This is a genomic window from Okeania sp. (assembly GCF_035285525.1).
In the GTDB taxonomy this organism is placed as follows: Bacteria; Cyanobacteriota; Cyanobacteriia; order Cyanobacteriales; family Microcoleaceae; genus Trichodesmium.
On sequence record NZ_JAYKGW010000048.1, the window covers coordinates 1 to 14,901 of the forward strand.

The 14,901-nt window shown below is 35.7% G+C and carries 14 protein-coding genes; 7 read left to right on the top strand and 7 right to left on the bottom strand.

The features are described 5' to 3' along the window. Positions 1-211: 211 nt before the first annotated feature. Entirely contained in the window at positions 212-1,780 is a 1,569-nt protein-coding gene (gene lysS, locus VKJ25_RS05290) for a lysine--tRNA ligase (protein WP_324235579.1), read from the top strand. 192 nt (positions 1,781-1,972) lie between these two features. Here the strand turns inward: lysS and VKJ25_RS05295 are convergent, their stop codons facing one another. From VKJ25_RS05295 to VKJ25_RS05325, 7 genes are all read right to left on the bottom strand, one after another. Beyond that, positions 1,973-2,257, bottom strand: coding sequence for a type II toxin-antitoxin system VapC family toxin (locus VKJ25_RS05295; RefSeq protein WP_324235580.1), 285 nt, complete (start codon positions 2,255-2,257; stop codon positions 1,973-1,975). 92 nt (positions 2,258-2,349) lie between these two features. After that, complete coding sequence (locus VKJ25_RS05300; RefSeq protein WP_324235581.1) at positions 2,350-2,526, bottom strand: hypothetical protein; 177 nt, start codon at positions 2,524-2,526, stop codon at positions 2,350-2,352. A 122-nt stretch (positions 2,527-2,648) separates the two neighbouring features. After that, positions 2,649-3,131, bottom strand: coding sequence for a PIN domain-containing protein (locus tag VKJ25_RS05305; protein ID WP_324235582.1), 483 nt, complete (start codon positions 3,129-3,131; stop codon positions 2,649-2,651). Between the two features lie 9 nt (positions 3,132-3,140). Beyond that, positions 3,141-3,377 carry a UPF0175 family protein gene (locus VKJ25_RS05310; RefSeq protein ID WP_324235583.1) on the bottom strand — a complete coding sequence of 79 codons (237 nt, stop codon included), beginning with the start codon at positions 3,375-3,377 and terminating at the stop codon, positions 3,141-3,143. Between the two features lie 208 nt (positions 3,378-3,585). Then, positions 3,586-4,635: a DNA methyltransferase gene (locus VKJ25_RS05315; RefSeq protein ID WP_324235584.1), complete on the bottom strand. Its 1,050-nt coding sequence runs from the start codon at positions 4,633-4,635 to the stop codon at positions 3,586-3,588. Between the two features lie 1,135 nt (positions 4,636-5,770). Next, positions 5,771-6,751: an aldo/keto reductase gene (locus VKJ25_RS05320; RefSeq protein ID WP_324235585.1), complete on the bottom strand. Its 981-nt coding sequence runs from the start codon at positions 6,749-6,751 to the stop codon at positions 5,771-5,773. 272 nt (positions 6,752-7,023) lie between these two features. Further along, on the bottom strand, positions 7,024-7,506 hold the full coding sequence (locus VKJ25_RS05325) for an HAD domain-containing protein (RefSeq protein WP_324235586.1): 483 nt from the start codon (positions 7,504-7,506) through the stop codon (positions 7,024-7,026). Between the two features lie 683 nt (positions 7,507-8,189). Here VKJ25_RS05325 and VKJ25_RS05330 point away from each other — a divergent pair. The 6 genes from VKJ25_RS05330 to VKJ25_RS05355 all read left to right on the top strand — a co-directional run bounded on the left by VKJ25_RS05330 (position 8,190) and on the right by VKJ25_RS05355 (position 14,682). Further along, entirely contained in the window at positions 8,190-9,620 is a 1,431-nt protein-coding gene (locus VKJ25_RS05330; protein ID WP_324235587.1) for a form I ribulose bisphosphate carboxylase large subunit, read from the top strand. Positions 9,621-9,995: 375 nt separating this feature from the next. After that, positions 9,996-10,376, top strand: a complete 381-nt coding sequence (rcbX, locus tag VKJ25_RS05335; protein ID WP_324235588.1) for a RuBisCO chaperone RbcX — start codon at positions 9,996-9,998, stop codon at positions 10,374-10,376. 154 nt (positions 10,377-10,530) lie between these two features. Then, a complete protein-coding gene (locus VKJ25_RS05340) occupies positions 10,531-10,866 on the top strand; it encodes a ribulose bisphosphate carboxylase small subunit (protein WP_324235589.1) in 336 nt (111 codons plus the stop codon). 633 nt (positions 10,867-11,499) lie between these two features. Next, positions 11,500-11,724, top strand: coding sequence for a hypothetical protein (locus VKJ25_RS05345; RefSeq protein WP_324235590.1), 225 nt, complete (start codon positions 11,500-11,502; stop codon positions 11,722-11,724). Between the two features lie 21 nt (positions 11,725-11,745). Continuing rightward, the gene (locus VKJ25_RS05350; protein ID WP_324235592.1) at positions 11,746-13,269 is read left to right on the top strand and encodes a class I SAM-dependent methyltransferase; all 1,524 of its coding nucleotides are present in this window, start codon (positions 11,746-11,748) and stop codon (positions 13,267-13,269) included. Between the two features lie 828 nt (positions 13,270-14,097). Further along, complete coding sequence (locus tag VKJ25_RS05355) at positions 14,098-14,682, top strand: GNAT family N-acetyltransferase (RefSeq protein ID WP_324235591.1); 585 nt, start codon at positions 14,098-14,100, stop codon at positions 14,680-14,682. Positions 14,683-14,901 lie beyond the last annotated feature (219 nt).

Below are 14,901 nucleotides of genomic sequence, written 5' to 3' on the forward strand. Positions count from 1 at the left end.
TTGAAATTATCTTAATCTGAGTTACTCGGTTATAATCCCCCTAAATCCTCCTTTGAAAGGGGGACTTTTTGTTGGCTCCCCCGCCCTTTCCAAAAGGACGACTTTGAAAACTATCCCCCCTTTCAAAGAGGGGATTCTTCAAGAACAGCAATAAAAGCAAAAATATGATATTATTTTTAATTTGTTAACCATCTATTAAATCAAATCACCAATGGCTAAAACTCAAACCAGGAATGAATTAGAAGTTCGTTCAAAAAAGGTCGATGAATTACGCAATCTAGGAATAGACCCCTATCCTAGTAAAGCTATAGAGCGATCGCATACTACTAAACAAGTTATCGACCTATTTTCTCCTCCCGCAAAGGAGTTAGAAGCAGGAGAAGCAGACCCCGATGCCAAATTATTAAAAGTATGCGGTCGGATTACTTCTAAGCGAGATAGTGGTAGTATTGGCTTTATCAATCTAACAGATGAAACGGGAAAAATTCAACTCAAAATTGAAAAAAAATTAGTTACGGGAGACCCTGGTTTAAGTTTTAAACAAATTCAAAAATTATTAGATGTCGGAGACTTTATTAGTGCGGAAGGAATAGGTTGTCGGACTAATCGAGGTGAGTTATCTATTCAGGTAAATAAACTTGATGTTCTCTCCAAAGCTATTATTCCTTTTCCTGACTCTTATTATGGGGTAAATGATCCAGAAATTTGTCGCCGTCATCGGGAAATGGATTTGGCGGGAAATACTGAATCTTTACAACGTTTTAGAATGCGGAGTAAGATTCTCCAAAGTATTCGTAGTTATCTTTGGGATGCTGGTTTTTATGAAATAGAAACACCAACTTTACAGGCAATTTATGGTGGTGCTGCGGCTCGACCTTTTGTGACTCATCATAATGCTTTGGATGTGGATTTATATTTACGAATTGCTACAGAATTATTTTTGAAAAGAGCAGTATGTGGAGGTTTTGAACGGGTATTTGAATTAGGAAGAGTCTTTAGAAATGAAGGAATTGATAGTACCCATAATCCTGAATTTACATCTTTAGAAGTTTATCAAGCTTATGCAGATTATTTTCAAATTTTAGGTTTGGTTGAAGATGTTATTTGTTATAGTGCTGCTAATGTTTTAGGTGATTTAAAAGAGATAGAATATCAAGGGCAAACTATTAGTTTGGAACGGGAATATGACTATAGTGAAAAGTATCCTAATTTCACTGGTAAACATTGGCAAGTTAAAACAATGGTGGAAGCTGTTAAGGATGAAACTGGACTAGATTTTGATAATTTAGAATTACCAGAAGCTATTGAAGCAGCAGAACAATTAAACTTAAAATTATCTAAGTTAGAAACTCAAAGTTTAGGTTATCTTTTATATGCCGTTTTTGACCAAAAAGTAGAGTCAACTTTAATTCAACCTACTTTTATAATTGATTTTCCGGTGGAAGTTAGTCCGTTAGCAAAAAGACATCATAGTAAACCCGGTTTTGTGGAAAGATTTGAATTATTTATTCACGGAACCGAATATTCTAATGGTTTCTCGGAGTTAAACGATCCCCAAGATCAACGCCAACGTTTTGAGGCACAGATCGCTCAAAGAGAAGCAGGGGATGATGAAGCCCACCCAATGGATGAAGACTTTATTCAGGCGCTATCATTGGGGATGCCTAACTGTGGTGGGATGGGTATTGGGGTTGATCGTTTGGTGATGTTGCTGACAAATACTCAAAGTATTCGAGATGTGATTATGTTCCCGACCATGCGATCGACTTTAAAGGATTAAGTATTAGAAATTTATATGGGTTGTAATATTGGATAGTAGGGGTTTGGTCTCCAAACCCCAAAATAGGGTTTGGAAACCAAACCCCTACATTTTTATTCACAAATCATCGCTACTAAATCATACTCATTAACTGACTTATTAATATTAGCTTGAGAATCAAGATATAGTGCTTTCTCTAAAAGCGATCGCCTTTTATTCAAGATAGTTAAACCCTAATTCTCCTATGAATTTTTTGTCGAATGTCACAGTTTCTAAACAACCTACTTGGCGAGGGATAGCTCCTATTAAATAATCAGAAAAATCTGCACTTCCCTGTTTTGTCTGCTCAATAGCTTGATAGACAACAGAAGGATTTTCCAACTCAAAAACTGTACTCTGCAAAATCATTTCCAAAGTCTTAATAATTTGGTCTTTACTAAATTTATATGCTTTACTTTTCCAAACCCAAACTAATTCACACAAGACAATATTAGACACAAAACATGACTGATTTTTTTCTAATAATTTCTAGTGCTTTTTGCCACTGTAGTTCATCATCTCTAGTCAGATAGCGAACTAGAATATTGGTATCAACTGCAATCATGAACTGCCTCCTGGATTGCATTTTCCATATCCTCAATAGTTGCTTTCTCAATTCCAGGATGATATAGAATACCTGATAAGTATTCGACAGAAAATTTCAGAGTAATTATTTTAACTTGTTCCTTTTCATCAATAACAAATTCTATCTTAGTTCCTCCATTCAATTTAAGGTAATCCCCAATTTATTCAGGAATTGTTATTTGCCCTTGTTCGCTAACTATTGTGCTGGCGATTACTATAACTATTTGCTAAATTTACTTAATTTTAATGGATATTTATAATAGCTTTATTCTTCCACAAGAGCTAAAACTTGTTGATAAATTTCGGAGCTTACCCAGAAACCACTATTAATTAAATCATCTAATATAGGTTTAATTAATGAAATTAACCCTAATTTTTTAGCCTTTAATAAGACTCCTAATGTTCCTGTTATTTGGAGTCCCATTTTAGTAGCTTCTTTTCTACCTTTGCGCTCGTCAACTATTAATAAATCAGCCTTTAATTCTAATGCTAAAATAATTGCTTCAGCTTCTCCTGGATCGAGTTTTTCTTGTAGACTCATAACTAAGGTTAAATTATTAACTGAACCTTTCTTAATCCACTTCAAGTTTTGTATCGCCAAGGTAGCAGGTTCTGTAGCACCAGCATTAATTATTTCTTGATAAACAGTTTCTGGTATAATTACATCACCATATATTTGTTGGAGTAAATCTAGTTTTCCAACGGTAGCTAAATTACTAATAGGTGATGTGTCACTAACTACTATCATTATAACTCTTTATAGAACGTTTAAATTATAGAAATCTTCCATCAATTCTTCCATACCGTAATGCAAAGGAATATGACGACTTGCAAGTAATTTTTGAAATGCTAATTGGTTCATTTGAGCAAATCTGGCAGCTTGTGCAAGGGTAAAACGTTCCTGTTGAAATAACATAACTGCTATTTCTACTTTTAGTTGGTTTTCAGACATTTCAATTTTTTCTAATATTTCGTTGGATATAACAAGACTCATTTTTATAATTTTTGATACTTATATTAATCTATCATACATTATTAATTTTAGCATTAATACAATATTGAAATAATTCTTTCTTACTATTTCTTTTCCTGAAAATATAACTCTTGATATTTGTATAACCTAAATTTTTCATCAATTGCTCAAGAAACTTTTCCGTATTAACTGAAATTCCATAAAATGTAGAATTACCAACAATATAAGATCACTCTGCACCATCTAACAACAAATGTTTTAGATTGTCAAAATGTAAACTCATATCATCAAAATATTTGTGAACATAATTTGCCATTAAATTCGAGTTTTTCCTATTTGATTGACGAATTAATTCTACTGTTTCCAGTATAGTTACTGGAATACTATTTGTTTTTGGTTTCCAATCTCCAAGACGACTTGTCGCAATACCCCAAGTTCCTCCTATCGCTTGCCAATCTAATTCTCCTGCTTGATTTGCTGTTTTTAGGAAACCAGTCCAGTACATATAAGGTCTTAATTCTCTAATATAACTAATGCGATTAGGGTAAGGTGGAGAAGTAATTACATGACTATAAAGAACATTTGCTGATGACTTAAGATAACGAGAATCTCCGTAAATAACTTTTGCTTTACCTGATATTAACTGACGGGAACTTTCTAATATTTCTCCACAGATATCTTGAAAAATATCAATAATTTGACCTACTTCAAAAGCAGTTAATTTATCATTAAATGAGATTGAGACATGATTGAATGATGCTGATGATGTTTCTATGATTAAACGACAGAATGCAATCCAAACTATAGAATTAGCATTGTTAATTTCAGGTTCTCCAAAATCCTCAATAATAACAGCACGCAAAGCTGCCAAAATATGTAATGTATTTCTACTCCACCAAGGCTCGATATTATAGATATTTGATATCCAATTATCTTGTCCTAAGAATAGTTTTAATTTGTCATTAATTCTGGAAATTTTATCATAAATAGCTGCTATTTCATCATTGGTATAGTTTCGGCATTTAGCATTACCTAGCCAAATTAGAAAAGGATTTATATCAAATAAATGTGCTGATAACTTATGTTCTGCTGCTACCAATCCTGTTGTGGCTGTTCCCGAAAAAGGGTCTAGAATAAATAAAGGTTTTTCTATATTATCTAGCAATTTTTTCACAAGTTTGACTGAATAAGCAGGTGTTAATCTGAGCCAACCATGACGACCAAGTTTATTATTATATTGAAATGTATATTCAGGTTTTTTATTGATGATAGCAGTCATTTCAGTTATCAGTTATCAGTTATCAGTTATTAGTTATTACAGCAATGTATAAGGATGGTGAGGTGAGAGTTATCTGTAACACAAGCATCCTGCTTGTTACAGGCTAGAAGCTTGTGTTACCAGAATTACTAATAGACTAGAAGTGTTTAACAAAGAAAAAAACTTTGTACCTGACGCCCCTATAAAATTGCTGTAATTAAAGATAATTATACCAGGCTTTAGGTACACCCACGCGGGCAAGATGTCGGCAATGTAAACATTTAATTATTAATATTTATACTTCATATACTTGGAATCTACTGTATCAGTTATTAATAATTTATTTAGCACTTAATAAATTCTCTAAAACTTGGTTTATTTCTTACTTAATAAATTCTGTATTACGCTGAAAAAAATCAGCTAAATTATAGCCTAAAATTTCTTCAGAAAATCTATATAGAGAAGATAAACAGTCACCATCATTTATGCCAATAAGAATACCACACCGATTATTTCGATAACGACAAATAACATCCGTATCAATCTGTGAGGAAAAAATCGCAAAAATGGGAAGATAACTATAAGCCCAAGCTACAGTTGCATTATCAATATCGGCATTTTTACGCTTACTATCTTTGCTTTTATGTCCTTGTCTAACTTCAAAGACTACTCCTTTTTGTGGCTTTTCAATATTACCAAGTTGATTACAATAATCTGTAATCCAATTATTTACAGCATCAAAAACAGATTTATTTCTAATTTCTGAAAGTTCTAATCTCCCATATAATGATAACTTTTTAGTCCTTCCTGATCTGGTTTTAGTTGTATAATACCATTCAGCAAATGATGGGTCGGAATAATTAGTAGTATCTTGAATAATTTCTCGAAAAAGTCGTTCACAACCTATACCTCTTTTTTTGGTAAATAGATGTCATACCACCCGCAGCTTTGTGGGCTGCGTACATCAATTCATTATCTAAACTTATCCAGGAATAAAAAGGGTCTGAACTATATAAAATAGTAAATTCTTTCAGAGTAATTCCTGTTTCATGTTTACTATTTCCAAATTGAGGAAGGTAGTTATTTCACTTTTGAATAGGTGAAAGAAATACCCCTAAATAATCTTGATCATTATTCATTTTTTTGCCTAAAAAAACTATTTAGTCTGAAAAATATTTTGCACCATTTTCTTATCTGTACTCCCAGCAGCTTGATCTAATTCCGCAACTTCACCAGAGTCTAATTCCCAACCCAATGCACCAATATTTTGTTCTGCTTGAGCTTTATTTTTTGCTCCCGGAATCGGAATTGTACCTTTACAAATACACCAATTAATTGCTACTTGCGACATAGTTTTATTTCTAGATTTTGCCACTGCTTCTAAACATAATAATAATGGGCGAATACCTGGTAAAATTTGTTTAAATAAAAAACCTCGAATCCCTTTTGGCAAATCACCTGTTTCCGAATATTTTCCAGTTAAAATTCCTAATGCTAAAGGACTATATGCAATTAATTTAATTCCTAATTCATCACAAACTTCTTTTAATCCTAATTCTGTAACTGGATAAGTCGATAATAAAGAATATTGAACCTGTAAAGTAGTAATTGGAATACCGCGATCGCTAAATCTTTCATAGACTTTTTTCAGTCGTTTCGGTCCGAAATTTGATAACCCTATTCCCTTCACTTTTCCCTGTTCATATAAGTCTCCCAAACCATCCAATAACTCCCATTCTTGCCAGGGAAAATAATTAGCAGTAGACCAGTGCATCTGTACCAAATCAACATTTTTACCCAGACGTTCAGCAGATGCGGCACAAGCTGAAATCATTGCTCGACGACTCCATCTCCAGGGATAGGCAGCAAGTTTTGTGGCAATACAAATATTATTTTGGTTGACTCCCCTGTATGCTTGAGAAAATTGCCCCAACAACATTTCACTACGTCCGTTTAATTTGCCAGTTCCGTAGGAGTCACCCGTATCAAACAAAGTCACGCCATTACCAACACAGAGGTTAAAAACATTTTGCAAATCGTTATCCATGCTTTCATCATATCCCCAAAGGAGACGGTTTCCCCATGCCCATGTACCACAACCCATTTTCGGAAAGGTAAGTTTTTCGTTAGTTTGCATCTTCAACTATTAGACATCTCCAGCCATAAAAAAATCAAATTAATTATCCCACAAAAATCATCAATTATTTTTCCCTACTCTTTACTCCCTAATTTACGATAAAAAATCAAATCAATTATCCCACAAAATCATCAATTATTTTTCCTCTACTCCCTATTCCCTACTCCCTAATTTATGATAAAAAATCATCAATTATTTTCCCGTACTTCCTAGTGCCTACTCCCTAAGTTATGATAAAAAATCATCAATTATTTTCCCGTACTTCTTAGTGCCTACTCCCTATTCCCTACTCCCTTGAATGAAGCAAGATAGCGATCAAGTATTTGGGCAGAATTGTGATTAAAACCATAATAAGCATCAGTAACCACAACTGGACTATCTGGCTCATAAAACTCAGCAATATCATCAATAGCAACCCACTCTTTATTTTCTTCATTTTTTTGTCTGAAGTATTCCAAGACTCCTTGATGTCGAATATGTTTATTATTTTCAATAACTTTTGGGTGTAAACACGGAGTTACTCCCACAACACGCACGCCAATATCTGGTGAAAATAGACTAGCAATTTGATCTAGAGAATACATCTCTCGCCAGGATGAAGAGATAACTATTTTGGCGGTAGGATAACGACGGAGGACATTTTCAAATTCATTTAGACAAATTGGATCGAATTTAATCATGTCTTTTGGCAAGACTGGTTGCTCGAATTTCTTTTCCGGCACTAATACCCCATCAATATCTAGAAAAATCCACATAATATATTTCAACTGGTTGAATGGCGATTTATTAATTTATTAATATATACTATATCAAATTTATCTTGAGAAAAGAGGAAGTAAGAAATAATGGAAAATAATTGATAATTTCTCTAGAATAATTGATTTGATTTTTTATTATTGGAAATGCCTATTAAGTACGAATCTAGTTATTAACTTGTAATAACTAAAAGCTGATCCTGACGATGCAGAATGCTTACTAAATAATTAGCCACTATGAAAAATTAGTTTACCGATTTTTTGCTGTATTAATTGGTTATTTTTCCGGAGGAAAAATAACTATTTACCTTAATTTTTAGCCATACTGAACTACAAAAAATCAAACTATAATCAGTGATATTAGTTAATCATCAGACCCTAAATTTTTCCTAACTGTATAATTTTTTTTTATGATCCCCCTGTAGTTTACTGAATATTTAATCCTCTTTTTAGAAGATAGTTTTGTTTTACATATCTATGTTTTTTTGTCAATAAGTAAATATACACTTGATTTTTTATCAACTATTACTACTATAAAATCAACAAATGTAACAAAAAGATTAATAAAAGTTATTAAAGTATAAAAAATATTTTAAGTAGAAAAGTTCCAATTCTTGATATTATCTAAAACAGTCTGTGAAATATGCAGAAAAGTAATAGAGATTCTTAGGAAATTTTAAGATATGAGTTACGCTAAAACACAAACTCAGTCTAAGTCTGGGTATCAGGCAGGAGTAAAAGACTATAAACTGACTTATTACACACCTGATTACATACCAAAAGATACAGATGTTCTGGCTGCCTTCCGGATGACTCCTCAGCCTGGAGTTCCTCCAGAAGAAGCAGGTGCTGCGGTAGCTGCTGAGTCTTCTACTGGTACTTGGACAACAGTATGGACTGACTTATTGACTGACCTCGATCGCTACAAAGGTCGTTGTTATGATATTGAATCTGTTCCTGGTGAAGATAATCAATACATTTGCTATGTGGCCTATCCTCTAGATTTGTTTGAAGAGGGTTCTGTAACTAATATGTTGACCTCCATTGTAGGTAACGTATTTGGTTTCAAAGCATTACGGGCACTACGTCTGGAAGATATGCGGATTCCAGTAGCTTATCTCAAGACTTTTGAAGGTCCTCCTCATGGTATTACTGTTGAGCGTGACAAATTAAACAAGTATGGTCGTCCTCTATTAGGTTGTACTATTAAGCCTAAATTGGGTCTATCTGCTAAGAACTACGGTAGAGCAGTATATGAATGCTTACGCGGTGGTTTGGACTTCACTAAAGACGACGAAAATATTAACTCTCAGCCTTTCATGCGTTGGCGCGATCGCTTCTTATTCGTACAAGAAGCTATTGAAAAGGCCCAAGCAGAAACTGGTGAAATTAAAGGCCACTACCTCAACGTAACTGCTCCTACTGTTGAACAAATGATGGAGCGTGCTGAGTTTGCTAAAGAAATTGGCACTCCCATCATTATGCACGACTACCTAACAGGTGGTTTTACTGCAAATACAACTTTGGCCAAGTGGTGTCGTCGTAACGGTGTGTTATTACACATCCACCGCGCAATGCACGCTGTAATTGACCGTCAGAAAATCCACGGTATTCACTTCCGGGTTTTAGCTAAGTGCTTAAGGATGTCCGGTGGAGACCACCTCCACTCTGGTACTGTAGTTGGTAAGCTCGAAGGTGAAAAAGGTATCACTATGGGCTTTGTAGACCTAATGAGAGAAGACCACGTTGAGCAAGACCGGGAACGTGGTATTTACTTTACTCAAGATTGGGCTTCCATGCCTGGTGTAATGCCAGTTGCTTCTGGTGGTATTCACGTTTGGCACATGCCAGCTCTAGTAGAAATCTTCGGTGATGATTCTTGCTTACAATTCGGTGGTGGTACATTAGGCCACCCTTGGGGTAACGCTCCTGGTGCAACAGCTAACCGTGTAGCTCTAGAAGCTTGTATCCAAGCTCGTAACGAAGGTCGCAACTTGTTCCGTGAAGGTGGCGATGTAATTCGTGAAGCTTGTAAGTGGTCTCCTGATTTGGCTGTTGCTTGTGAACTCTGGAAGGAAATCAAGTTCGAGTTCGAGGCTATTGATACCGTTTGATCTATCTGAAAAATGGAAGATTTTAGATTTTAGGTGGCAAGAATATAGATAGATTTATGTCAAACTTGACTGCTGAGGATTTGAAAAGCGTTCAGCTTTCAGGGTTTAGCTTTCAGCTTTTTATAAATGGATTTAAATCTCAGTTAGAGTGTGTCTTTTTTATGTGGACTATCCACGCTGATTGCTAATAGCTATTAATGTAGTTCTGACCCAGGAGGTTAGCTGACAGCTAATTAATCAATCCTTAAATCTAAAATCTAAAGTCTAACCATAGATTCAGACTAGGGTTATTTTAGTTATTATTTATCAGTATCTTCTACTGAAGTAAAACTTTGGAAATACTGAAGGTTACTTTGTTCATTTTTTTTGTCAAAAATGGATATAAAAAAAGTTGCGAAAGATACTGCAAAAGTACTAACTAGCTACCTAACTTACCAAGCTGTGCGAACTGTAATAAATCAGCTACGAGAGACAAATCCTCCCTTAGCAATTTGGTTAAATAGTTTTTCCTCAACAGGCAAAATTCAAAATGGAGAAGCTTACTTACAAGAGCTACTTCAGGAAAATAAAGAATTAGCATTTAGAGTAATGACTGTTCGAGAACATTTGGCAGAGGAAGTAGCTGATTATTTACCAGAAATGGTTCGTATTGGTATTCAACAAGCTAATATGGAACATCGCCGTGGGTATCTAGAGAAAATAACGCAACTAGAAATAGCTGACCCTAGTCTAGATTCTGAGGAACAAACTGATTAGCTACGAAAATTTCCCATACATTTTTCCCTACGGGTAGCTCCGGGGGTTAATTTCCAAAGTCTTTTTGGTTAGAAAAGCTGATAGCTGAATGCTAATAGCTAATAGCTAGTCAAAGCTTTGGAAAAGTTGTACATTGATTAAACAATAAAAAACAATGAGAACATTACCAAAAGAGCGTCGTTACGAGACCCTTTCCTATTTACCTCCTCTGACTGATATCCAGATTCGTAAACAACTACAATACATTTTGGATCAAGGTTTTATTGCTGGTGTAGAATTTAGTGAGTCTTCTGCTGCAGAAATGCACTACTGGACATTGTGGAAGTTACCTTTGTTCCAAGCGAGAACTGTTGATGAAGTTTTAGTAGAAATTGATGCTTGTCGTCAAGAAAATTCTGATTGCTTTATTCGCGTTATGGGTTTTGATAACGTGAAGCAGTGTCAAGTATTGAGCTTCATTGTACATAAGCCTAGTCAAAGAAGATACTAATTTATTAATCATAGAAAACAGTGGGGTAGGCAATAGTCTGTCCCACTGTTTTTTTAATGGAGATTTTATATCAGGGAACAGGGAACAGGGAACAGGGAACAGGGAACAGAGAACAGAGAACAGGGAACAGGGAACAGGGAACAGGGAACAGGGAACAGAGAACAGGGAAGAAGAATTGATAATTTATAGATAATACAGCGGTTTTCATTTCGGTAAACCACGGTAGGGGGGATTTCCTGCGGAATGCTGCTCAGATCGCGAATCGCCCCTACAGGATTTTGGTTATGACGATGTGGTTCATTCATTTGAAAAGCGCTGTAATATCATGTCCCGTTGAATAGTGATAAATAAGGAAGGAATAAACCCACCCCTAACCCCTCCGGTGGAGGGGAAGAAGAGGAAGTTTTTTGCTCGCGGAGCGCGGAACGGAGTTCTATCGCTGATTATCCGGACATGATATAACTTCAAAATTCTTAATGCATGACTTTTGACTTTTAAATTCAATCTAATCTAATGCACCATTTACAAATGAAATAGTCCACTACTGGACTACTAGACTGGTTAGAAAAACCAATTTTAGGTAATTATAGCTATACTGTCTTTAAGTGTAAATCCTTACCTTATTTTTTTTAAATGAAAATTCAATACAAATCTCCAGAAAAGTTTAAATCTTCTGACAATGAGCGTCAATCGCTACAAAGTCAGAATTTTTTTGCCCCACCACTCAACGATCGGTTTTACGCTGAGAGTTATGAGTTACGCAAGGCAACTTCCACGATGACAGTTTCTGCTATTGATTGGTTTCGTAATAATGTAACAGTATTACTAGGAGCGGACTATTCACTTTCCCACCAATAGGATACCTTTTCGGTACTCAGTATTGGGAGTGGTGAAGGTGATATTGATATCGAAATTATACAGAGTCTTGTTCCCAAACTTAATCCACGATGGAATAGTTTAAAATATGTAGCACTAGAACCGAATCCTATCCATCGCGATCGCTTTCTAGAACGACTCGAAAAAGAATCTTTCGGCAAAAATGTAGAAGTTTCCGTTCGTGATGACTATTTTCAACCAGGTAAATTTGACAGCGAACAGAAATACGATTTAGTTCTGTTAACTCATGTTTTATATTACTTTGATGAGCCTTACCAAGCAATCCAGAGTGCTTTAAAGCAAACGAAGGCAGGGGGAAAGGTGGTAATTGTCCACCAAACAGCTACAGGTATACCTCAAATCCAGAGCGAGTTTATGCTGGAAGCAAAAGGTAACCAAAACGAGATGTTCACAGCACAGGACATGAGAAATTTACTTGATACTCAATCCCATCCCCATGAATATCACAATGTTGATGCTCGCCTGGATGTCACTGAATGTCTCCAAGGTTTGGAAAATGGTGTAAAAATTATGTCTTTTTGTATGGAATGCGATTTGCGCCAACTTCAGGAAGCAAAATTTGCCAAGATTCTCCAAGCATTTTGGAGGTTAGCTGAGATTGAGGACAGTGGGAAAGCATTTATCAATGAACCAATTGGGGTTTTTGTCTTGCCAGTTCCGAGTGTTACTGTTGAACAAAGACATCCAGAAGACAAGGAGCCAGTAATTGATTATTGGCAGTTGGCGCAGCGTTTCGACTGGGCGGGTACTTTCTTATCAAAGTATCATCAGAGCGAAAATTCATCTCTGAGATTACTAGATGTTGCCTGTGGTACAGGGCGCTGGTTGAAAGCTTTTAATTACTACATCCAACTTGATGAAAAAATTGGTAATATTCTCTATGATTTTTTAGATCCTTCTGAGACTTCAATTGCTCAAGCTAGTCAGAAAATTCATCTTCCCTTACAGCAAGGAAACCAGTATATTAGTACAATTCAATCGGCTAATCTGGAAACTAATGCTTACGACTTATTGTGGTCAATGCATGGTTTTTATATGGTTCCACGACAGGATTTAGCGGGTGTCTTGAAAAAGTGTGCTAGTTTACTCAAGGATACAGGAGTTGGATTTATTGCTTTGGCTACTCGTAAATCTTTCTACGTTGATTTCTACGAGCAATACCTGCAAATTTTTAAAGATGGAAAAGGCGAAGGATTTACCTCTGCTGAAGATGTCATAGAAAGTTTGGAAGAATGTGGAATTGAGTATCAAGTCCATAAGATATTCTATGAAGAGCCAATCAAAGCTGATGACTATGCAGCATTAGAGCATTACATCAAAAATGAGGCAACAGTTAACTGCTTTAATAAGGATAAGGAAACAGAGCAGTTATCTGAATCACACGAGATTACTTTGGAAGAATTATTGTCTCATCCGAAGATGGAACAATACCTCAATTCATTGCTCAGAAACTCAGTTTATTACTTTGTTGAAGAAGTTTTGCTGATCTCATTTCATGCTAATTAATATAGTGTCCACTTGGTAATAAAAAAATTTCTCCTTTTAGTACCTTCTTTCTCTCTTCTGACTCCTGACTTCTCCCTAATTAGGGCTTACTGAATAAATCTGAACAATTTGAGATATATAGCAATGTGCGCACTTAACGCCTTACAAATTGTAGGAGGTGTCCAATAGCTAAAAGTCTTATATTATTGGCAATTCATTCTCCCTATTGCCTCTCTTGGTTGATTGGATATGGCGTATCGCTTCGCGACATGTAACACGTAGTGTCCCGGAGGGAAAGGATATCCAGTCCTACGGATCCGCTTCGCTAACGCCATCCCACCCTACCTAGGGGAAGCTTTCCTTACGGAATGCTGCGCAAACCGCTAACAACCCCTGTTGCCTTTTGCCTGTTGCACAGCAGCACAGCGCTATAAAGTTTTTACCCTTTCTAGGTTCTGATTTATCGGGAACCGTAAAAGTGTAAATTTTTGGGTAGATATGCTTCCTCAAGGAGCGTATTTTGGGGAAGATTTGGGGAACAAAATTACTCCCCATCACCCCATCATATCAAATCCGGTAGTATCGGTATAATTCACGAACCGTAGGGGTTTGGTCTCCAATTTATCGGGAACCGTACCCTCTACAAACTCGGAATTTTCGCTCTTTTCTGATGGTAACCTTATTGTCGAAAGCCAGCGGATTTGATATCACCCTATCTCCCCATCTCCTGAGAAATACTTTTTCAGCAAACCCTAATTATTTATAACTGTTTAGCAACTCTATTTTTTACTTTCATCAGCAGATTGAGTTGATGTCATTTGATGGTTTAATTAAATTAAAAATACTGTTATGGATGAAAGAATATTATTAGATCAAGAACATAAAGCAGCAGGATCAAAGTTTTTTTTGGCTTCTATGCCAGATAATCATGTCAAGCACTTAATCAAGCTGGCTCAAGACGAAAGTTTAATAGATTTATTAGGTTGGAATACATTCTTTCAACCTAATGAAACAGAAGAATTTATAGAGGCAATTTCAAGTTACGCTTTCCCTTATTCTCGCCAAAGTCAGCCTATACCATTTGGAATTTATCTAGGCGTAGAAAGTTTTCCTATTGGGTATGTAGTATTAAAAGGCTTAAATAGGGATTTGTTGACTGCAGAAATTGGTATAGCAATTCTAGATAAAAAATATACAAATAAAGGATACGGAAGTCTAGCATTAAAACGACTAATTATTTATGCTTTTGAGGAATTATATATTCAAAGAATCGGAGCAGTAGCTTTATTATCAAACAACAGGTCAATTAATGTGTTTAAGAATCTCGGTTTTCTAGTTAGAGAAGTTATGTATAAATCATGGCCGATGCCTAATGGAGAACTTGCAGATATGGTATTAATGGAATTGATAAATGATAGTATTAATAATAGATAGCGGAGCATGACCTAGGAATTAATTCCTAGCTCCTACCCCAACCATCAAACTTTATTCAGCAAGCCCTAAGTAGAGACATTCATAGAGTATCAACAGATACATCAAGCCCGGCAATTCCTGGCCAAACCAGAAAATACCGTTCATAGCAATGTGACGGCAGAACCATATACATTGGCGGTATCTCGCAATGCTTTGAGGAAAATCCCCAAAGCGCCATTC

Bases quoted from the DNA above. Each gene is read 5' to 3' on its own strand.
- rcbX (WP_324235588.1), top strand. From the start codon at position 9,996: ATGGATATAAAAAAAGTTGCGAAAGATACTGCAAAAGTACTAACTAGC.
- VKJ25_RS05355 (WP_324235591.1), top strand. From the start codon at position 14,098: ATGGATGAAAGAATATTATTAGATCAAGAACATAAAGCAGCAGGATCA.
- VKJ25_RS05320 (WP_324235585.1), bottom strand. From the start codon at position 6,751: ATGCAAACTAACGAAAAACTTACCTTTCCGAAAATGGGTTGTGGTACA.
- VKJ25_RS05325 (WP_324235586.1), bottom strand. From the start codon at position 7,506: ATGTGGATTTTTCTAGATATTGATGGGGTATTAGTGCCGGAAAAGAAA.
- VKJ25_RS05310 (WP_324235583.1), bottom strand. From the start codon at position 3,377: ATGAGTCTTGTTATATCCAACGAAATATTAGAAAAAATTGAAATGTCT.
- VKJ25_RS05305 (WP_324235582.1), bottom strand. From the start codon at position 3,131: ATGATAGTAGTTAGTGACACATCACCTATTAGTAATTTAGCTACCGTT.
- VKJ25_RS05345 (WP_324235590.1), top strand. From the start codon at position 11,500: ATGAAAATTCAATACAAATCTCCAGAAAAGTTTAAATCTTCTGACAAT.
- lysS (WP_324235579.1), top strand. From the start codon at position 212: ATGGCTAAAACTCAAACCAGGAATGAATTAGAAGTTCGTTCAAAAAAG.
- VKJ25_RS05315 (WP_324235584.1), bottom strand. From the start codon at position 4,635: ATGACTGCTATCATCAATAAAAAACCTGAATATACATTTCAATATAAT.
- VKJ25_RS05340 (WP_324235589.1), top strand. From the start codon at position 10,531: ATGAGAACATTACCAAAAGAGCGTCGTTACGAGACCCTTTCCTATTTA.
- VKJ25_RS05330 (WP_324235587.1), top strand. From the start codon at position 8,190: ATGAGTTACGCTAAAACACAAACTCAGTCTAAGTCTGGGTATCAGGCA.